The sequence below is a fragment of the Nonomuraea sp. NPDC051941 genome, from assembly GCF_044593615.1.
In genome coordinates, this window is record NZ_JBIUCF010000006.1 from 163,562 (window position 1) to 182,512 (window position 18,951).

14 protein-coding genes and 1 pseudogene are annotated in these 18,951 nt (G+C 70.4%); 8 read left to right on the plus strand and 7 right to left on the minus strand.

Annotated features, from left to right (window positions below):
* Window positions 1-35: 35 nt before the first annotated feature.
* Genes ACIHFD_RS13610 through ACIHFD_RS13625 form a run of 4 tightly spaced genes read right to left on the minus strand, consistent with a single transcriptional unit; the run spans window position 36 to window position 5,590 of the window.
* Complete coding sequence (locus ACIHFD_RS13610) at window positions 36-878, minus strand: 2Fe-2S iron-sulfur cluster-binding protein (RefSeq protein WP_397367097.1); 843 nt, start codon at window positions 876-878, stop codon at window positions 36-38.
* Complete coding sequence (locus ACIHFD_RS13615; protein WP_397367098.1) at window positions 875-2,668, minus strand: NAD(P)H-dependent oxidoreductase subunit E; 1,794 nt, start codon at window positions 2,666-2,668, stop codon at window positions 875-877. The genes ACIHFD_RS13610 and ACIHFD_RS13615 overlap by 4 nt, the downstream gene beginning before the upstream one ends.
* Before the next feature lie 4 nt (window positions 2,669-2,672).
* Window positions 2,673-4,574, minus strand: coding sequence for a molybdopterin oxidoreductase family protein (locus ACIHFD_RS13620; RefSeq protein ID WP_397367100.1), 1,902 nt, complete (start codon window positions 4,572-4,574; stop codon window positions 2,673-2,675).
* Between the two features lie 38 nt (window positions 4,575-4,612).
* Window positions 4,613-5,590: a 2-dehydropantoate 2-reductase gene (locus ACIHFD_RS13625; protein ID WP_350725070.1), complete on the minus strand. Its 978-nt coding sequence runs from the start codon at window positions 5,588-5,590 to the stop codon at window positions 4,613-4,615.
* Between the two features lie 115 nt (window positions 5,591-5,705).
* Between ACIHFD_RS13625 and ACIHFD_RS13630 the strand changes: the two are divergent.
* The 8 genes and pseudogenes from ACIHFD_RS13630 to ACIHFD_RS13665 form a co-directional block, all read left to right on the plus strand.
* A pseudogene (locus tag ACIHFD_RS13630) lies at window positions 5,706-6,885 on the plus strand (RNA-guided endonuclease InsQ/TnpB family protein); the annotation flags it as partial.
* A gap of 124 nt (window positions 6,886-7,009) precedes the next feature.
* Complete coding sequence (locus tag ACIHFD_RS13635; RefSeq protein WP_397367101.1) at window positions 7,010-8,194, plus strand: molybdopterin molybdotransferase MoeA; 1,185 nt, start codon at window positions 7,010-7,012, stop codon at window positions 8,192-8,194.
* Window positions 8,195-8,242: 48 nt separating this feature from the next.
* Window positions 8,243-9,949: a thiamine pyrophosphate-binding protein gene (locus ACIHFD_RS13640; RefSeq protein ID WP_397367102.1), complete on the plus strand. Its 1,707-nt coding sequence runs from the start codon at window positions 8,243-8,245 to the stop codon at window positions 9,947-9,949.
* Window positions 9,950-9,961: 12 nt separating this feature from the next.
* The gene (gene frc, locus ACIHFD_RS13645) at window positions 9,962-11,185 is read left to right on the plus strand and encodes a formyl-CoA transferase (RefSeq protein ID WP_397367103.1); all 1,224 of its coding nucleotides are present in this window, start codon (window positions 9,962-9,964) and stop codon (window positions 11,183-11,185) included.
* A 68-nt stretch (window positions 11,186-11,253) separates the two neighbouring features.
* Window positions 11,254-13,371 (plus strand): acetate--CoA ligase family protein, encoded by a 2,118-nt coding sequence (locus tag ACIHFD_RS13650; RefSeq protein WP_397367104.1) that lies wholly within the window; start codon window positions 11,254-11,256, stop codon window positions 13,369-13,371.
* A gap of 77 nt (window positions 13,372-13,448) precedes the next feature.
* Window positions 13,449-14,939 carry an Nramp family divalent metal transporter gene (locus tag ACIHFD_RS13655; protein WP_397367105.1) on the plus strand — a complete coding sequence of 497 codons (1,491 nt, stop codon included), beginning with the start codon at window positions 13,449-13,451 and terminating at the stop codon, window positions 14,937-14,939.
* A complete protein-coding gene (locus tag ACIHFD_RS13660) occupies window positions 14,939-15,427 on the plus strand; it encodes a hypothetical protein (protein ID WP_397367106.1) in 489 nt (162 codons plus the stop codon). Before ACIHFD_RS13655 ends, ACIHFD_RS13660 begins: the two co-directional genes overlap by 1 nt.
* The gene (locus tag ACIHFD_RS13665; RefSeq protein WP_350725081.1) at window positions 15,424-16,413 is read left to right on the plus strand and encodes a TerC family protein; all 990 of its coding nucleotides are present in this window, start codon (window positions 15,424-15,426) and stop codon (window positions 16,411-16,413) included. The genes ACIHFD_RS13660 and ACIHFD_RS13665 overlap by 4 nt, the downstream gene beginning before the upstream one ends.
* Window positions 16,414-16,454: 41 nt before the next feature.
* Here ACIHFD_RS13665 and ACIHFD_RS13670 read toward each other — a convergent pair whose 3' ends face one another.
* From ACIHFD_RS13670 to ACIHFD_RS13680, 3 genes are all read right to left on the minus strand, one after another.
* Window positions 16,455-16,634, minus strand: coding sequence for a hypothetical protein (locus ACIHFD_RS13670; RefSeq protein WP_350725083.1), 180 nt, complete (start codon window positions 16,632-16,634; stop codon window positions 16,455-16,457).
* 78 nt (window positions 16,635-16,712) lie between these two features.
* A complete protein-coding gene (locus ACIHFD_RS13675; protein ID WP_350725084.1) occupies window positions 16,713-17,450 on the minus strand; it encodes a GntR family transcriptional regulator in 738 nt (245 codons plus the stop codon).
* 141 nt (window positions 17,451-17,591) lie between these two features.
* On the minus strand, window positions 17,592-18,866 hold the full coding sequence (locus ACIHFD_RS13680; RefSeq protein ID WP_397367107.1) for a hypothetical protein: 1,275 nt from the start codon (window positions 18,864-18,866) through the stop codon (window positions 17,592-17,594).
* Window positions 18,867-18,951 lie beyond the last annotated feature (85 nt).

Sequence of the window (18,951 nt, forward strand, 5' to 3'; positions counted from 1 at the left end):
AGACATGAGCGCTCCCCTCGGCCCGGATGAGCGCCCTAGACATAGCCGTACCCGAAGCGGCCCTTGACGCAGAGGTTGCCCTTGGTCACCGGATTGTCGTGCGGCGAGCTCACCTTGACGATCTTGTTGTCCTGCACGTGCAGGGTCAGGTTGCAGCCGACCCCGCAGTAGCTGCAGACCGTCGTGGTCTCGCTCTGCCGCGACTCGTCCCAGGTGCCCTCGGCCCGCATGTCGAACTCGGTCTTGAACGACAGCGCGCCCGTCGGGCACACCTCTACGCAGTTGCCGCAGTAGACGCAGGCCGAGTCGGTGAGCGGCGCCTCGAACTCCGTGGAGATCGTCGCGTCGAACCCACGGCCCGCGACGGCGATGGCGAAGGTGTTCTGCCACTGGTCGCCGCAGGCGTCCACGCACCTGTAGCACAGGATGCACTTGCTGTAGTCGCGCACGTAGAGGTCGTTGTCCACCTTGGCGGGCTGCTCGACCGTGGCCGCGTCGTCGCCGAACCGCGTGGGGTCGGCGCCGTACTCCTCGGCCCACTCGGCGGCGCGAGGCGTGGTCGACAGGTCCACGGAGGAGCCGAGCAGCTCCAGCACCACCTTGCGGCTCTGCCGGGCCCGCTCGGTGTCGGTGCCGACCTTCATGCCGGCCTCGGCCTTGCGGGAGCAGGCGGGCGCCAGCGTCCTGGCGCCCTCCACCTCCACGACGCAGACGCGGCAGGCGTTCTTCGGGGTCAGCGTGTCGCCGTAGCAGAGGGTGGGGATGTCCTTGCCCGCCGCGTGGCAGGCGTCGAGGATCGTCGAGCCCTCCGGCACCCGTACGTCCTCGCCGTCGATCTGGACGTCGATGAGCCGCCGGGGCGGCTGGAGCGGGATCATTTGAACACTCCCAGACGGTCGATGGCCGATTCGACGGCGTTCCAGGCGGTCTGTCCGAGGCCGCAGATCGAGGCGTCCCGCATGGTCTGGCCGACCTCGCGCAGCAGCACGAGATCATCGTCGGAGACCCGGCGCGACAGCCGGTGCAGGGCCTCCTCCTGCCGTACGGTGCCGACCCGGCAGGGCACGCACTGGCCGCAGGACTCGTCGCGGAAGAACTCCGCGATGCGCAGCAGCAGCCGTTTCATGTCCACGGTGTCGTCGATGACGAGCACCACGCCGGAGCCGAGCGTCGCCCCCGCGTTCCTGGTGCCTTCGAAGGTGAGCGGGATGTCCAGGTCGGTGACGAACGCGCCGGCCGCGCCGCCGAGCAGCACCGCTCTCGTCGTGCCGGTGGTGCCGGTCATGTCCAGCAGCTCGCGCAACGTCGTCCCGAACGTGAGCTCGTACACGCCGGGCCGCTCGACCGCGCCCGAGACGCAGAACAGCTTGGGCTCGGCCGCCGTGTACGCCCGGGCGCCGCGCTCCAGGATCGGCAGCACGTTGACCAGCGTCTCGACGTTGTTGACCACGGTCGGCTTGCCGAACAGCCCCTTCTCCACGGGGAACGGCGGCTTGCTGCGCGGCTCGCCCCGCTGCCCCTCGATGGAGTTGAAGATCGCGGTCTCCTCGCCGCAGATGTACGCGCCCGCGCCCCTGCGCAGCTCGATGTCGAACGACAGGCCCTTGCCAAGGATGTCGTCGCCGAGCAGGCCCCGCGCGCGGGCGGTCGCGATGGCGTGCTGGAGCCGCGCGGTCGCTCTGGGGTATTCGCCCCTGATGTAGAGGTATCCCTTGGCGCAGCCGGTGGCGTAGGCGGCGATCGTCATCGCCTCCACCAGCGCGTACGGGTCGCCCTCCATGATCACGCGATCCTTGAACGTGCCCGGCTCGCTCTCGTCGGCGTTGCAGACCAGGTAGTGCGGGTGGTCGGGCTGGCGCGCGGTGGCGTCCCACTTGCGGCCGGTCGGGAACGCGGCGCCGCCCCTGCCGACCAGCCCCGACTCCAGGACCTCCCGGATGACCCCGGCGGGCCCCAGCTCGAAGGCTCTCCTGAGCGCGCTGTAGCCGCCGGCCGCCCGGTAGTCGTCCAGGCTCGCGGGATCGGTCGTGCCGACCCTCCTGAGCAGGGTCAGCCCGTCCTGCCCGGCCTGCGGCACGGCCGCCGCCACCGGGGCGTCACCGGCGACGTCGAGGCTGGGGGTGGTGCCGTTGGGGATGGGGGAGTCCAGGGTCAGGGAGGCGTTCGCGGGCGCGTACACCTGGGCCTTGGGAGGCGTGCCCGCCTCCAGGGCGAGCGCGGCGGGGGCCCGCTCGCACAGGCCCAGGCAGGGGCTCTCGTGCCACGCCTTGCCGGGCGGGCCGAGCCGCTCCTCCACCCGCCTGCGTACGTCCTCGCCACCCTTGGCCTGGCAGGCCAGGTCGGTGCAGACGTGCAGCACCCGCTTCGGCCGCGGCTCCATGGAGAACAGCGAGTAGAACGTCGCCACCCCGTACGCCTCGGCGGGCGGCACGGTCAGGCGGCGGCAGATGTAGTCGAGCGCGCCCTCGCTGATCCACCCGACCCGGTCGTTGACCGCGTGCAGCGCGGGCAGCAGCATGTCGCGCTGCGACTCGGCGCGGGCGGCCACCCGCAGGTCGGCCTCGGTCCTCCCGCCGCCGTCCCACGCCGACGCGGGCGGCCCGAGCAGGGCGTCGACGGCCGCGCGCTCCTCGTCGGACGGCTCTGCGCCACGGAACCTCAGATCCATCTGATCACCCGGCCTTCACGAGCTTCTCGACGCGTACGGCCGCCGCCTTGAACTCGGCGGTGCCCGCGATCGGGCAGGTGGCCTCGATGGTGAGCGAGTTGGTGTCCACCTCGTCCGGGAAGTGCATGGTCATGAACACCAGCCCCGGCCGCAGGGCGGGGTCGATGAACACCGGCGCGACCACCGACCCGCGCCGCGAGCTGATCCGCACCTCCTCGCCCGCGACGACGCCGAGCCGGTCGGCGTCCTCGGGGCAGAGCTCCACCGTCTCGCCCCGGCGCAGGGGAGAGGCGAACCCGGAGGACTGCACGCCCGTGTTGTACGAGTCGAGCCGCCGCCCGGTCGTCAGCCGCAGCGGATACTCCTCGTCCAGCAGGTCCACCGGAGGCGAGTGGCGCAGCACCGCGAACGGCGCCGGCACGCCCCGCCTGACCGGGTCGCTCTCCCACAGCCTGCCGTGCAGGTAGGGCGGCTCCAGCGAGTCCTCCGACGGGCAGGGCCACTGGATGCCCTGCAGGTCGGCCAGCCGCTGGTAGCTCATGCCGTGGTGCTGGGGCGACATGGCGCGCAGCTCGTTCCAGACCTCTTCGGCGCCGTCGTAGTGCCAGTCGTGGCCCAGCCTGCGGGCCAGCTCGCACATGATCCAGATGTCGTCGCGCGCCTCGCCCGGCGGATCCAGGGCCTTGCGCACCCGCTGGACCCGGCGCTCGCTGTTGGTGAACGTGCCGTCCGCCTCGCACCAGGCGGCGCTGGCGGGCAGCACGACGTCGGCCATCTGGGCGGTCTTGGTGAGGAAGATGTCCTGCACGACCAGGTGGTCGAGCATGGACAGGCGCTTGATGCAGGCCAGCGAGTCGGCCTCGGACTGCACGGGGTTCTCACCGATGAGATAGCAGGTGGTCACCTCGCCGTCGGCCATGGCCTCCAGCATCTGGGTGAGGTTGAGGCCGTAGCGGGGCTGGATCTCCCTGCCCCACGCGCTCTCGAAACGCGCCCGGATACCGGGGTCGAGGATGTCCTGGAAGCCGGGCAGCCGGTTGGGGATGGCGCCCATGTCGCCGCCGCCCTGCACGTTGTTCTGGCCGCGCAGCGGCGACAGGCCGGAGCCGTAGCGGCCGACGTGGCCGGTGAGCAGGGACAGATTGATCAGGGCCCGTACGTTGTCCGTCGCGTTGTGGTGCTCGGTGATGCCGAGCGTCCAGCACAGCTGGGCGCGGTCGGCGCGGGCGTAGGCGTGGGCCAGCTCGCGGATGGCGTGCGCGGGCACACCGGTGACCTGCTCGGCGGTGGTGAGCGTCCAGGGCTCGACCGACTCCTTGAACTCCTCGAACCCGATCGTGGCCCGCTCGATGAACGCCTCGTTGTGCAGCCCGGCGTGGATGATCTCCCTGGCCACCGCGTGGGCGAGGGGGATGTCCGTGCCCACGTTCAGTCCCAGCCACAGGTCGGCCCACTGGGCGGTGCCGGTGCGGCGCGGGTCCACCGCGAACATCCGCGCGCCGTTGTGGATGCCCTTCAGCACGTGCTGGAAGAAGATGGGGTGGGCGTTACGCGCCGCCGAACCCCACATCACGATCACATCGGTGTCCTCCACCTCCTGGTAGGAGGACGTGCCGCCACCACTGCCGAACACCGCCGACAGCCCCGCCACGCTCGGCGCGTGGCAGGTGCGGTTGCAGGAGTCCACGTTGTTGGTGCCGATCACCACGCGGGTGAACTTCTGCCCGACGTAGTTCATCTCGTTGGTGGAACGGGCGCACGACAACATGGCGAAGCAGTCGGGCCCATGCGCGGCGAGGTTGCGGCGGAAGCCCTCCGCCGCCCGCTCCAGGGCCTCCTCCCAGGTCGCCCTGCGCAGCACGCCGTTCTCACGCACCAGTGGATGGGTCAGGCGGTCATAGCTCATGATCCCTCCATTCTGTATACAGGCTACGGTATTCCCCGCTAGACCGCGCGGACAAGGTTCGCGTTGAGGAGGTCGCTCACCGCGTGGATGGCACGCAGCGTCGGCACCTCGGCGCCGGTGAGGTCGGCCAGCTCGACCACCGCCGCGAGCAGCACGTCCAACTCCAGCGGCTTGCCCTTCTCCAGGTCCTGCAGCGTGGAGGTCTTGTGCTCGCCCGCCTTCTCCGCCCCCTTCAGGCGGCGCTCGATGGAGATCCCCGGGTCGCAGCCGACCCGCCCGGCCACCTCGACGGTCTCCCGCATCATGGCCACGACCAGCTCCCTGGCGCCGTCGTGGCGGCAGATCCCGGCCATCGTCGCCCTGGCCAGCGCGCTGATCGGGTTGAAGGCGATGTTGCCCATGAGCTTGACCCACACGTCTTTGCGCAGGTCGCGCTCCACCGGGCACTTGAGCCCGCCGGCTATCGCGGCCTGGCTGAAGGCGGCGCACCGCTCGGTCAGCTCGCCGTCCGGCTCGCCGATGGAGAAGCGGGTGCCCTCAAGATGGCGGATCACGCCGGGCCGCTCGATCTCGGTGGCGGCGTACACGACGCAGCCGACGGCACGGTGCAGGGGCAGCGCGGTCGTGACCGCGCCGCCCGGGTCGACGCTCTCGATGCGGTAGCCCTCGTAGGGGCCCTTGAGCCCGTGGAAGTACCACCACGGGATGCCGTTCTGCGCGGCGATGATGCTCGTGGCCTCGTGCAGGAGCGGCCTGATCATGGGGCCCGCGGAGGCGTAGCTGTTCGCCTTGAGGCCCAGGAAGACGTGGTCCACCGGGCCGACCTGGGTGGTGTCGTCGGTGGCATGGGGATGGGCGGTGAAGTCGCCTCTGGGGGTGAGCACCCGCACACCGGCGCGCCGGATCGCCTGCAGGTGCTCGCCTCTCGCGATGAGGTGCACCTCGACTCCCGCCCGGTGGAGGGCGGCCCCCACGTATGCGCCGATGGCGCCGGCGCCAAGAACAGCGACCTTCATCAGATCTCCTTAAGGCCGGAGGGCCCCCTCCTCCAAGGTGGGGGAAAGTCGGAACAATGCCGCTATATCGAACATGCTCTCGAATCTCGCATGATCACGCAGTAGACTGTGCGGCATGGGGCAGATCGTGAAGCGGGCCTACAAGTACCGCTTCCACCCGACCGCCGAGCAGGCCCAAGAGCTTGCCCGCACGTTCGGCTGCGTGCGCCTCGTCTACAACAAAGCCCTGGAAGAGCGCACCCGCGCATATGCCGAAGCAGGCCGTCGTATCTCCTATGTTGAGTCCTCGGCCATGTTGACGGCATGGAAACGCAGCGGCGCATACGACTTCCTGCACGAGGTGTCGTCGGTGCCGTTGCAGCAGGCGCTGCGCCACCTGCAGGCGGCGTTTGTGAATTTCTTTGCCAGGCGGGCCAGATACCCGGCGTTCAAATCGCGCAAGAAGTCGCGGGCGAGTGCCGAGTACACCCGATCGGCGTTTCGCTGGCGGGACGGCCGATTGACCTTGGCGAAGATGGATGATCCGCTGCGCATCGTATGGTCGCGTCCGCTGCCCGAAGGGGCGCAACCATCCACGATCACGGTGTCGCACGATGCGGCCGGGCGTTGGTTCGTGTCCATCGTGGTGGAGGAGGAGGTTCGACCTCTCGCCCCTGTGGAGGCCGCGGTGGGCGTGGACGCGGGCATCACCTCGCTGGTGGCCTTGTCCACCGGGGAGAAGATCGTCAACCCGAAACATGAGCGGGCGGATCGGCGCAAGCTGGCCCGTGCTCAGCAGAAGCTGGCTCGTAAGGAAAAGGGCTCGGCCAACCGGGTAAAGGCCCGTCTGCGCGTGGCGCGAGTGTATGCGCGGATTGTCGACCGGCGTCGTGACTTCCTGCACAAGTTGTCGACTCGGCTCGTCCGTGAGAACCAAACGGTCGTGATCGAGGACCTGGCCGTCCGAAACATGGTCAAGAACCACTCGCTGGCGCGCGCCATCTCGGACGCGTCCTGGCGGGAGTTGCGGTCCCTGCTGGAGTACAAGAGCGCCTGGTATGGGCGCAACCTCGTGGTCGTGGACCGCTGGTTGCCTTCTTCTAAGCTCTGCTCGGCATGCGGGAAGCTCCGGCAGCAGATACCCCTGCAGATTCGGAGCTGGGGCTGCCCGCACTGCGGAGTGGTCCATGATCGAGATGTGAACGCTGCCGTGAACCTCCTCGCCGCCGGGCTGGCGGAGAGCTGAAACGCCTGTGGAGCTGGTGTAAGGCCTCAAGGAAGTCCTTCCTGACGGGCGACCGGCGGTGAAGCAGGAAACCTCACCCGTGAGAGTGGGAGTCCCCTTGTTAGCAAGGGGAGGATGCCAAGCCGCGCTCCGTTCTCGCCTTCGCCTCATACTTGCATTCGGTATACAGTATGGAAAAACGTGGGTCAAGGAGCATGCCTGTGACCGTTCTTCGGCATGATCTAGTGGTGGAATCAACGACCTGGGTGACCGCGCGGGCCCTCGCGAAGGGGGCCGCGACGCCCCTCGAACCCGCGTCCGTGCTGCTCGCCGATGCTCTCGGCGGCCGCCTCGCCGCGCCGTTGACGGCGCTGGTGGCGGTGCCCGGGGTGGACGTTTCGGCGATGGACGGCTACGCGGTGGCCGGTGCCGGTCCGTGGCGGGTGGTCGGCCGGGTTCTGGCCGGCGGCGCCTGCTACGGGGAGGAGCTGCGGCCGGGGGAGGCGGTCGAGATCGCCACCGGCGCTCCGACGCCCGCGGGGGCGTCGGCGGTGCTGCCGTACGAGCAGGCCGCGGTGGACGGGGCGCGGGTGAACGGTGCCGCCGAGCTCGGGCGGCACATCCGGCGGCGGGGCGAGGACATCGCCGAGGGCGCGGTCGTGCTGGGCGCGGGCGCGGTGGTGACCCCGGTGGCGCTCGGGCTGGCCGCCGCGCTGGGCCACGACGAGCTGCCGGTACGGCTCCGCCCGCGGGTCGCGGTGCTGATCACCGGGGACGAGGTCGTGCACGAGGGCCTGCCCGCGCCGGGCCGGGTGCGCGACGCCATCGGCCCGTTCCTGCCGGGGCTGGTGGCGTGGGCCGGCGGCCGGGTGGCGAGCACCGACGTGCTGCCCGACGGCCGGGAAGCGCTCCACGCCGCACTCAAGACCGGGGCGGCGGACGTGGTCGCCGTGTGCGGCGCGTCGTCCAAGGGGCCCGCCGACCACCTCCGGGCCGTGCTCGGCGACCTCGGCGCCGACGTGATCGTCGACGGTGTCGCGGTGCGGCCCGGGCACCCGCAGCTCCTGGCCCGGCTGCCGGGAGGGGCGCTGGTCGTCGGCCTGCCGGGAAACCCGTTCGCGGCCCTCGGCGCGGCCCTCACGCTGCTCGCGCCCATCCTGCGCGAGCTGGCCGGGATCCCCGTCCGCACGGAGACGTCGGCGCTGGCCGGAGCGGTGCGGGCGCACCCGCGCGACACGCGGCTCGTGCCGGTCCGGAGGTCGGGCCGGGGCGCGGTGCCGGTGGGGCACGACCGGCCGGGTTCGCTGTGGGGGGCGGCGCTGGCGGACGCGCTGGCCGTCGTCCCTCCGGGGTGGGCCGGTGAGCAGGTCGAGCTGATCGAGTTGCCCCCTGGGGGCTAGACAGGCCGAACGGGAGGGAGTAACCATTGCGGTCATACGGTATGCAGTATGCGGAAGACAGCCGACGCCGGAAAGGGTGGCATGATGTCGGAAACGATCTCTGGTGGTCATCTCGTAGCCAAGGCACTCAAGGCCGAGGGTGTGGACGTGATCTACACGCTCTGCGGCGGCCACATCATCGATATCTATGACGGCTGCGTCGATGAGGGCATCGAGGTCATCGACGTACGCCACGAGCAGGTGGCGGCACACGCGGCCGACGGGTACGCGCGCATCACCGGCAAGCCCGGCTGCGCGGTGGTCACCGCCGGGCCGGGCACGACCGACGCGGTCACCGGCGTGGCCAACGCCTTCCGCGCGGAGAGCCCCATGTTGCTCATCGGCGGCCAGGGAGCGCTGAGCCAGCACAAGATGGGCTCGCTGCAGGACCTGCCGCACGTGGACATGATGAGCCCGATCACCAAGTTCGCGGCCACGGTGCCGAGCACGGAGCGGGTGGCGGACATCGTGTCGATGGCCTTCCGCGAGTGCTACCACGGCGCTCCGGGCCCGTCGTTCCTGGAGATCCCGCGCGACGTGCTCGACGCGAAGGTCCCCTTGGAGAAGGCGCGCATCCCCAAGACCGGGCACTACCGGGCCTCGACCCGCCAGCAGGGCGACCCCGAGGCGATCGAGCGGCTGGCCGACATGCTGGCGCACGCGGAAAAGCCGTGCATCCTGCTCGGGAGCCAGGTGTGGACGTGCCGGGCCACGGACGCCGCGATCGACTTCGTCCGGGCCCTGAACGTGCCCGCGTACATGAACGGCTCGGGCCGCGGCACGCTCCCGCCCGGCGACCCGCACCACTTCCAGCTCAGCCGCAGGTACGCCTTCACCAACGCCGACCTGATCATCATCGTCGGCACCCCGTTCGACTTCCGGATGGGCTACGGCAAGCGCCTGTCGCCGACCGCCGCTGTGGTCCAGATCGACCTCGACTACCGCACGGTCGGCAAGAACCGCGACATTGACCTGGGGATCGTCGGCGACGCCGGCCTCGTCCTAGCGGCGGCGGCCCAGGCCGCCAGCGGCCGCATCGAGAACGCGGTCACCAAGCGCAAGGAGTGGATGGACGAGCTGCGCGCGGTCGAGACCCAGGCGTACGAGAAGCGCCTGCCCCGCCAGCTCTCCGGCGCCCAGCCCATCGACCCCTACCGCCTGGTCCACGAGATCAACGAGTTCCTCACCGAGGACACGATCTACATCGGCGACGGCGGCGACATCGTCACCTTCTCGGGCCAGGTCGTGCAGCCCAAGTCGCCCGGCCACTGGATGGACCCGGGACCGCTCGGCACGCTCGGCGTCGGCATGGCCTTCGCGATGGCGGCCAAGCAGGCGCGGCGCGACAAGGAGGTGCTCTGCCTGTTCGGCGACGGCGCCTTCAGCCTGACCGGCTGGGACTTCGAGACCATGGTCCGCTTCGACCTGCCGTTCATCGGGGTCATCGGCAACAACTCGTCCATGAACCAGATCAGGTACGGCCAGGCCGCCAAGTACGGCGAGGACCGCGCCCGCGTCGGCAACACCCTCGGCGACATCCGCTACGGCGACTTCGCCAAGCTGCTCGGCGGCCACGGCGAGGAGGTGCGCGACCCGGCCGAGATCCGCCCCGCGCTGGAGCGGGCCAGGGAGTCGGGCAAGCCCTCGCTGATCAACGTGTGGGTCGATCCAGAGGTCTACGCCCCGGGAACCATGAACCAGACGATGTACAAGTAGGGGAGCGCCCAGATGAAGGCTCTCGAAGGTGTCCGCGTCCTCGACATGACCCACGTCCAGTCGGGCCCGTCCTGCACCCAGCTGCTCGCCTGGCTGGGCGCGGACGTCGTCAAGCTGGAGGCCCCGACCGGCGACATCACCCGGCAGCAGCTCCGCGATCTCCCGGACGTCGACAGCCTCTATTTCACGATGCTCAACTGCAACAAGCGCAGTATCACCCTCAACATGAAGAGCGAGCGCGGCAAGGAGATCTTCACCGACCTGGTGAGGAGCGCCGACATCCTGGTCGAGAACTTCGGCCCGGGCGCGGTCGACCGCATGGGCTTCACCTGGGACCGCCTCCAGGAGCTCAACCCGCGCCTGATCTACGCCTCGATCAAGGGCTTCGGCACCGGCAGGTACGCCAAGTTCAAGGCGTACGAGGTGATCGCCCAGGCCATGGGCGGCTCGATGACCTCCACCGGCTTCGAGGAGGGCCCGCCGCTGGCCACCGGGGCGCAGATCGGCGACTCGGGCACCGGCATCCACGCGGTCGCCGGCATCCTGGCCGCCCTCTACCAGCGCCAGCAGACCGGCCGCGGGCAGCGCGTACAGGTGGCCATGCAGCACGCCGTGCTGAACCTGTGCCGCGTCAAGCTCCGCGACCAGCAGCGCCTGGCGCACGGCCCGCTGCGCGAGTACCCGAACAAGACGTTCGGCGACGAGGTGCCCCGCTCGGGCAACGCCAGCGGCGGCGGCCAGCCCGGCTGGGCGGTGCGCTGCGCGCCCGGCGGACCCAACGACTACATCTACGTGATCGTGCAGCCGGTCGGCTGGAAGCCCATCTCGAACATCATCGGCCGCCCCGAACTGGCCGAGGACCCCGAGTGGGCGACGCCCGAGGCGCGGCTGCCGAAGCTGGACAAGATGTTCCAGCTCATCGAGGAGTGGACGATCCGCCACGACAAGTGGACGGTCCTCGACCAGCTCAACGCCGAGAACATCCCGTGCGGGCCGATCCTGTCCACCAAGGAGCTGGTCCAGGACGAGAGCCTGCGCGAGGAGGGCATCGTCGTCACGGTCGACCACCCGGAGCGCGGCGAGTTCGTGACCGTCGGCAGCCCGCTGCAGCTGTCGGACTCCCCGGTCGACGTCCGCACCCCGCCCCTGCTCGGCGAGCACAACCAGGAGATCTACGGCGAGCTCGGCGTCAGCGCGGACGAGCTGGCCCAACTGAAGACGAACGGAGTCATCTAGTGGAGCGGCGAGTAGGGTCCGACAGCGGCAGCTTGCGTAACCAGGGAGGACCCGTAGGGAGCGCGACCATGGGCGCAGTCAGGGAAGTCATCGAGAAGGCGCTCGCCGAGGGCCGCACGGCCCTGACCGCCCCCGCGGGGCGCAAGATCTGCGAGGAGTACGGCATCGCCACCCCGGGCGAGGGCCTGGCCACCTCCGCCGACGAGGCGGTCTCCATCGCCGAGCGCATCGGCCTCCCGGTCGTCCTGAAGATCGTCTCCCCGGACATCCTGCACAAGACGGACGCGGGCGGCGTGCTGGTCGGCCTGAAGAGCGCGGAGGAGGTCCGCGCGGGCTACGACACGATCCTCGCCAACGCCCGCGCGTACAACGCCGACGCCGCCATCGACGGCGTCCAGGTGCAGCAGCTCGTCGGCGGCGGCCACGAGGTCATCGTCGGCGCCGTCACCGATCCCACGTTCGGCAAGGTCATCGCGTTCGGGCTGGGCGGCGTCCTGGTCGAGGTGCTCAAGGATGTGACCTTCCGGCTCGCCCCCGTCTCGGGAGAAGATGCGCTTGGGATGCTGGACGACATCAGGGCGGCAGAAGTGCTCCGTGGTGCCCGGGGGGCCGAGCCCGCCGACCGCCAGGCGCTGGCGGAGCTGATCGAGCGTGTCGGCCGGCTGGTCTCCGACTTCCCCGAGATCGTCGAGGTGGACCTCAACCCCGTCTTCGCCGACGCCAACGGCGCGGTCGCCGCCGACGTACGCATCCTCATCGGTGACAAGCCCGCCGAGGTCGCCCGCCTGTCGCGGGAGGAGATCCTCCGGCAGATGACGCGGATCTTCAAGCCGCGCTCGGTGGCCGTGATCGGCGCCTCCGCCGAGACCGGCAAGATCGGCAACTCGGTCATGCGCAACCTCATCAACGGCGGCTACCAGGGGCAGATCTTCCCGATCAACCCCAAGGCCGACGAGATCATGGGGCTGACCGCGTACAAGAGCATCTCGGACGTGCCCGGCGACGTGGACGTGGCCGTGTTCGCGATCCCCGCCAAGTTCGTGGCGCCGGCGCTGGAGGAGACCGGGCGCAAGGGCGTGGCGGGCGCGATCATGATCCCGTCGGGGTTCGCCGAGACGGGGAACGTCGAGGGGCAGAAGGAGATCGTCGAGATCGCGCGCAGGCACGGCGTGCGCATGCTCGGACCCAACATCTACGGCTACTACTACACCCCGGAGAACCTCTGCGCGACGTTCTGCACCCCGTACGACGTCAAGGGCAGCGTGGCGCTGACCTCGCAGAGCGGCGGCATCGGCATGGCCATCCTGGGCTTCAGCCGCACCACCAAGATGGGCGTCTCGGCCATCGTCGGCGTCGGCAACAAGGCCGACGTGGACGAGGACGACCTGCTGACCTTCTTCGAGCAGGACGACAACACCAAGGCCGTCGCCATGCACCTGGAGGACCTCAAGGACGGCCGCGGCTTCGTCGAGGCCGCGCGCCGGGTCGTCAGGCAGAAGCCGGTCATCGTACTCAAGGCCGGCCGCACCGCGATGGGCGCGCGGGCGGCGGGCTCGCACACGGGCGCGCTGGCGGGCGACGACAAGGTCTACGACGACATCCTGCGGCAGGCCGGGGTCGTGCGCGCGCCGGGCCTCAACGACATGCTCGAATACGCCCGAGCGCTGCCGATCCTGCCCGCGCCCAAGGGCGAGAACGTCGTCATCATCACCGGGGCGGGCGGCTCCGGCGTGCTGCTGTCGGACGCCATCGTGGACGCCGGCCTGACGCTCATGGACATCCCGCCCGACCTGGACGCGGCCTTCCGCGCCTACATCCCGCCGTTCGGCGCGGCGGGCAACCCCATCGACATCACCGGCGGCGAACCCCCCTCGACCTACGAGAACACGGTCCGCCTCGGCCTGGCCGACGAGCGCATCCACGCGCTCGTCCTGGGCTACTGGCACACGATCGTGACGCCGCCGATGGTCTTCGCCGAGCTCATCGCCCGCGTCGTGGCGGAGGAGCGGGCGAAGGGCAACGTCAAGCCGGTCGTCGCGTCGCTCGCCGGCGACACCGAGGTAGAGGAGGCCAGCGAGTACCTGTTCGAGCACGGCGTGGTCGCGTACCCGTACACGACGGAGAAGCCCGTGGCGGTCCTCGGCGCGAAATACCGCTGGGCCAGGGCTGCCGGCTTGTTGCGCTAAGAGCCGAGCGCAACAAGCCGGGTGAGGGGGCTAATCGGGGCGCACGAGGAAGCAACAACCCCCCAGGAGGTCCGTAGGTGGACACATCGAAAACACCACCGGCGACGGCCACGCCGCCGGTCGAGGACGAACGAGTATGGAAAGCGGGCCGGCTCGCGCCGATGCCCATCAGGAAGCTGCCCGACGCGCCTCCGTCGGTGCACATTCTCGGGCCGACGGTCTTCCTCGTCGCGCTGGGCGTGGGCATGGGCGAGTCGTACATGTGGCCCAGGCTGGTGCTGCTGTTCGGGCCCGAGATCAGGTGGCTGTTCCTGATCGGCGTCACGCTGCAGGCCTTCGTGATGCTGGAGATGGCACGCTACGCCATGGCGACGGGGGAGAGCATCTTCTCCGGCGCGGCCCGGGTGTTCAAGCCGCTGATGTGGTTCTTCTTCATCGTGGCCATCGCCGTCTACATCTGGCCGGGACACCTGTCGGCCGGAGCGGCGGCGTTCGAGGAGATCACCGGCATCCCGTGGATGGTGACCGCCATCGTCGGGCTCGTCCTGGTCGGCGTGGTGTTCAGCCTGGCCAAGGTGATCTACAACGTGCTGGAGAACGTGCTGTCGCTGCTCATCGGCACACTCGTGATCGGCACGGCGGTGGTCGCGGCCATGGTCGGCTCCTGGGGCGACGTGGCCTCCACGCTCTCGGGCATGTTCTCCTTCGGCTACTTCCCGTCGGAGGCCATGTCGGCGGCCTGGTTCCCCGTCATCGTGGGGGCGTGCGCCTTCGCCGGACCCTCCGGCATGCAGCAGATGTGGTACACGCTGCACCTGCGTGACTCCGGGGCCGGCATGGGCGCGCACATCCCGCAGATCCGCGGGCTGCGGCACGCGGGGCAGCAGGAGGAGATGCCCGCGCGCGGGTTCATGTTCGACACCGAGGACCCGGCCGAGATGGCCAAGTGGAAGGGGTGGCGGCGCTGGGTCACGTTCGACGCGCTGCTGCTGTTCTGGGGCGTCACCATGCTGGTGACGATCTCGTTCACGGTGATCGCGCAGTCCGCCGTGCGGCTCAACCCGGGCGTGCGGACCGTCATCCAGGGTGACGACCGCGAGGTGGCGCTCACCGCGATGGCCAACGCCGTCTCCCACGCGGGCAGCTCGGTGCTCGGGGCGGTGTTCCTCGGGTTCATCGCGCTGATCGGCCTGAACGCCACCCTGGGGCTGTTCGACTCCTTCTCCCGGGGCCAGGCTGACATGACGTACCACTTCGTGCCCGGGGCGAAGAAGCTGGGCATGTCGCGCCTGTACGGGGTCTTCCTCTGGGGCGTGATCCTTTTCGGCATCCTGATCCTGCTGTTCGGACCGGCCGACGGGCCGAGCGGGATCCTGGACACGCTGGCGTTCCTGTCGACGTTCGCGATGGGGGCGTACTGCGTGACCCTGCTCCTGGTGAACAACCGCATGCTGCCCAAACCGATCAGGCCCAAGTGGTGGACGAACGTCATCATCGGCTTCGGTGCGGTGTTCTACCTGGGGATGCTGTTCTACAGTCTGTTCGCCTTCGGCGTGGTCGTGGGCTGATGGACGGACGGCACAGCCTCGAACTCGCCCTGCCAGGGGCGTCGATCGGAGCCGTCGCCGGAGCCATGGCCGGTGGGCTGACCCTGTTCGCGGGGCAGCCCACCGGGATGGCCGCGCTGTCGGCCCTGTCGCTCGCCGTGCCGCTCGCCCTCTTCGGCGGCCTGTACGGCGTGCTGCTCGGCCACGGCGTGTTCCGTCCGGGGACCTTCGGGCCGGTCGGCCTGTACTGGGTGGCGGCCTTCCCCGTGTCCCGGCTCGCGCAGGAGAGCCTGGTCGGGATCGGCCTGGCCGACGGAGTGCTGCCGTTCCTGGCGTACCAGGCGATGGTGAGCCTCGGCTTCGCGATCGGCTTCGTCTGGCTGCACGAGCGGATCATGCCGTACTGGCTGATCCGCCGCGCCGCCGCCAACCCGCTGGCCAAGGACCTGCTCGGCCTCTACGTCCGGCACGCCGGGATGTTGCGCGCACGGAAGGGGGCCCGCCGGTGAACCTGCCGCCCTGGATCTGGCTGGCCACGATCGCCGGCTTCGCGGTCGTGCTCGCCGTGGACTTCTGGCTCGTCGCCAGGAGGCCGCACGAGCCGTCCATGAAGGAGTGCGTGGCCTGGGTCTCGTTCTACGTCGCCCTGGCCGCTGCCTTCGGCGTCGGACTCCTGCTGCTGTCGGGCCCCGCGCACGGCGGGGAGTTCTTCGCCGGCTGGATCACCGAGTACTCGCTCAGCGTGGACAACCTCTTCGTCTTCCTACTGATCATGAGCCGCTTCCAGGTGCCGCGCGAGTACCGCCAGAAGGTGCTGCTCATCGGCATCATCCTGGCGCTGGGGATGCGCGGCGCGTTCATCGCGGCCGGCGCGGGCGCGGTGGCCAGGTTCGACTGGCTCTTCTACGTCTTCGGCGCCTTCCTCGTCTACACGGCGTGGAAACTCATGGGCGGCGAGGACGACGAGGCGGAGTTCTCCGAGAACGTCGCCCTGCGCGCGGTGCGCCGGGTGCTCCCGACCACGGACACCTATCACGGCGCCCGGCTCACCGTGCACCTCGGCCGCAGGATGGTCACCCCGATGCTGATCGTCATGGTCGCCATCGGGACCACCGACCTGCTCTTCGCGCTCGACTCCATCCCGGCCATCTTCGGCCTCACCAAGGAGCCGTACCTGGTCTTCACCGCCAACGCCTTCGCCCTCATGGGGCTGCGCCAGCTCTTCTTCCTCATCGGCGGGCTGCTCGACCGGCTCGTCTACCTGAGCAAGGGGCTGTCGGTGGTGCTGGCCTTCATCGGCGTGAAGCTGATCCTCGAGGCCCTGCACCACGACGGCGTGTCGTGGGCGCCGGAGATCCCGATCCTGGTCTCCCTCGGCGTCATCGTCGGCACCCTCGCCGTCACCACGGTGCTGAGCCTCATCAAGTCGGCCCGCGACGCGAGGGCGTCCGCCGCGGCCTCGGAGGGGGTGGAGCCCGAGCCCGTGGAACGCTGACCACGCCGCGGCATCGGGGCGATCGTCCCTGCCGCGGCTCCTCAGTGACGCGGACAGTTGGGTACGTCGTGCTCCGCGGCCGCCCACTCGCGCAGGTAGCGGTCCGCTTCGTCGGCGGAGTAGTGCTTCTTGAGAGCTGTGCTCAGACCCAGGCCGATCACCCGGCCGTCCGCTGCCTGGCCCGCGGGATCACCGAGGAGAAAGCGGATGAACGCCTTCATGGTCACGCACCTCCATTCGTCCGGCTCCATCCTCTACCCGAGGTGTTTCGGAGCATGCGGTCTCTTGTGAACGGCAGATCAACCCGGCTGCCGCGTCCGGCGCCGCCGCACCGGCTTGGGCGCCGGCTGGACGGGCTCCTGCTCGCGCTGAGCCATGTACGAGGCGCGGGTGTGCTCGGTGTGCTCGCGCATGATCTTGGCCGCCCGCCGCTCGTCGCCCGCCTCGATGGCGTCGATCAGCGAGGTGTGCTCCTCCCACGAGGCCATGCCGCGCTGGCGGGCCACCGGCGTGTGGTACCACCGCACCCGCCTGGCGACCTGGCTGGCCAGCTCGGAGAGGACCTTGTTGCCCGACAGGGCGGTCACCAGGGCGTGCAGCTCGGAGTTGGTCGCCACGGCGGAGTCGACGTCGTCGGCCTCCACCGCCGCGATGCCCCGCGCGCACAGCGCGCGCAGCCGCTTGACGCCGTCCTCGCCCGCCTGCTTGGCGGCGAGCCTGGCGGACTCGGTCTCCAGCAGCGTGCGCACGGCCAGCAGCTGGTCGGCCTCCTCCACGGTCGGGACGTGCACGAACGCGCCCTGGCCGGGGAACAGGTCGACCCAGCCCTCGCCGCTGAGCTGCTGCAGCGCCTCGCGGACCGGCTGCCTGGACACGCCGAGCAGCTCGGCCAGCTCGCTCTCCACGAGGTGCTGGCCCGGCTTGAGCTGCCCGGAGACGATGAGCTCCTGGATAGCCTCGATAACGCTCTCGCGGAGCGTGGCTGGGCGGGGAATCTTGGTGGCCGCCGCCTGACCGGCCTGATCCGACAGCAACATGGTCACGTCTCCAGGGCTGCGTTACGGTTTTTCGTCGACTGCCTACAGCATACCGGCCAGGGGTCTTTCCTGGCCGTGAGCCTTATCACAGGCGCCCCGGTGATGGAGGGCGGCGCCCGTGACCGGCGGGGCGGGTGGGTGTCACAAGGGGATGGTGGCCGGGAGGCCGGGGATGCGGAGGCGGGGGATGGCCAGGGCCGGAAGGGCGGCGAGAGCGGCGGCGACGGCGAGCGCGGTCACGGGGGTGCTCAGGGCGAGCAGGGCCAGGGCGGCGGCTCCCGCTCCGGCCAGGGCCTTGGCGCTGTAGACGACGGCGTGGATCTCGCCCGCCCGCTCGACCCCGAAGAACTCCCGCACCAGGCTGGCGAGCAGCGGGTAGAACGCCCCGCCGCCGAGCCCGGCCGCCACGGCCCCGAACCACAACAGCGGCCCTCCGGCCGGCACGGGCCCGGCGCCGGGTGGCGTGGTGGCGAGGGCGGTGGTGTAGGCGGCGGCGAGGAGCACCTGGCCGGTGGCGAGTGCGGTCAGGACGGCGGCGAGCACGCGGCGCCGGCCGTACAGCTCCGAGCAGCGCATCGCCACCGACCGGCTGGCCCCGTTCAGCGCCACCAGGACGGCCAGCGCGCCCCACGACGCGGTCCCCGCGATCACGATCACGTCGAAGACCGACACCGCGCCCGCGCACGTCAGGATCAGGGCCAGCGCCGGCAGCGTACGCGTGCGCAGCGCCTGCGCCGGCCCGAACTGCCGGGCCGCCTCCGGCGTCGTGCGCAGCCGCGCCGCGTCGAGCGCGTGCGAGCGCGGGTCAACGTCCGCGGGCCACCACAGCGCGGGAGGCAGCCGCAGGTGCCGGGCCGCGGTCCCGATGACCGCCAGCGCGACGACCGCCGCGACCAGGAATGCGGTGGACGTGGCGGCCGGCGCGATCCCGGCCCAGACGAGCAGGGGCACCGCGCCGTAGCCGAAGGCGCCGGTGATCAGCCCGACCCGGGCGGCGGGCCGTTCGGGGTACCAGGAGGAGACGACCTCGCCGCAGACCCCGTAGACCAGGCCCGCGCCCAGCCCGCCGAGGAGCGCGTACCCCGCGAAGGCGCCCGGGGTGCTCAGCGGGAGGGCCGCCGCGGCGAGGCCGGCGAAGCTCAGGGCGGCTCCCGCGGCCAGGCTGGTACGGACGCCGAGGCGGCCCCGCCGTACCAGGTGGAGCGCGGGCAGGGCGCCCGCGGCCTGGCAGGCGATCCAGACGGCCAGGAGGGTGAGCCCGGTGGCCTCCTTGGCGAGGAGGGCGGCGTAGCCGTACTGGAGCGGGCTGATCGCTGCCATGGCCCCCCAGGCCAGCCAGAACATGCGCGTGCGGTCGGCGGGGACGGGTCCGGGGAGGTACGAACGTCCGCGCCAGTCTCTAACTGCATTCTCCATACTGTATGGAATATCCAGTAGACGAGAGACTGTCGAGACCCTAGACGAGGGTTTTTCCATACGGTATACCGTCTACAAAGGAGGC

Bases quoted from the DNA above. Each gene is read 5' to 3' on its own strand.
- ACIHFD_RS13670 (WP_350725083.1), bottom strand. From the start codon at position 16,634: ATGAAGGCGTTCATCCGCTTTCTCCTCGGTGATCCCGCGGGCCAGGCA.
- frc (WP_397367103.1), top strand. From the start codon at position 9,962: ATGAAGGCTCTCGAAGGTGTCCGCGTCCTCGACATGACCCACGTCCAG.
- ACIHFD_RS13680 (WP_397367107.1), bottom strand. From the start codon at position 18,866: ATGGAGAATGCAGTTAGAGACTGGCGCGGACGTTCGTACCTCCCCGGA.
- ACIHFD_RS13660 (WP_397367106.1), top strand. From the start codon at position 14,939: ATGGACGGACGGCACAGCCTCGAACTCGCCCTGCCAGGGGCGTCGATC.
- ACIHFD_RS13620 (WP_397367100.1), bottom strand. From the start codon at position 4,574: ATGAGCTATGACCGCCTGACCCATCCACTGGTGCGTGAGAACGGCGTG.
- ACIHFD_RS13635 (WP_397367101.1), top strand. From the start codon at position 7,010: ATGCCTGTGACCGTTCTTCGGCATGATCTAGTGGTGGAATCAACGACC.
- ACIHFD_RS13640 (WP_397367102.1), top strand. From the start codon at position 8,243: ATGCGGAAGACAGCCGACGCCGGAAAGGGTGGCATGATGTCGGAAACG.
- ACIHFD_RS13615 (WP_397367098.1), bottom strand. From the start codon at position 2,668: ATGGATCTGAGGTTCCGTGGCGCAGAGCCGTCCGACGAGGAGCGCGCG.
- ACIHFD_RS13610 (WP_397367097.1), bottom strand. From the start codon at position 878: ATGATCCCGCTCCAGCCGCCCCGGCGGCTCATCGACGTCCAGATCGAC.
- ACIHFD_RS13625 (WP_350725070.1), bottom strand. From the start codon at position 5,590: ATGAAGGTCGCTGTTCTTGGCGCCGGCGCCATCGGCGCATACGTGGGG.
- ACIHFD_RS13650 (WP_397367104.1), top strand. From the start codon at position 11,254: ATGGGCGCAGTCAGGGAAGTCATCGAGAAGGCGCTCGCCGAGGGCCGC.
- ACIHFD_RS13675 (WP_350725084.1), bottom strand. From the start codon at position 17,450: ATGTTGCTGTCGGATCAGGCCGGTCAGGCGGCGGCCACCAAGATTCCC.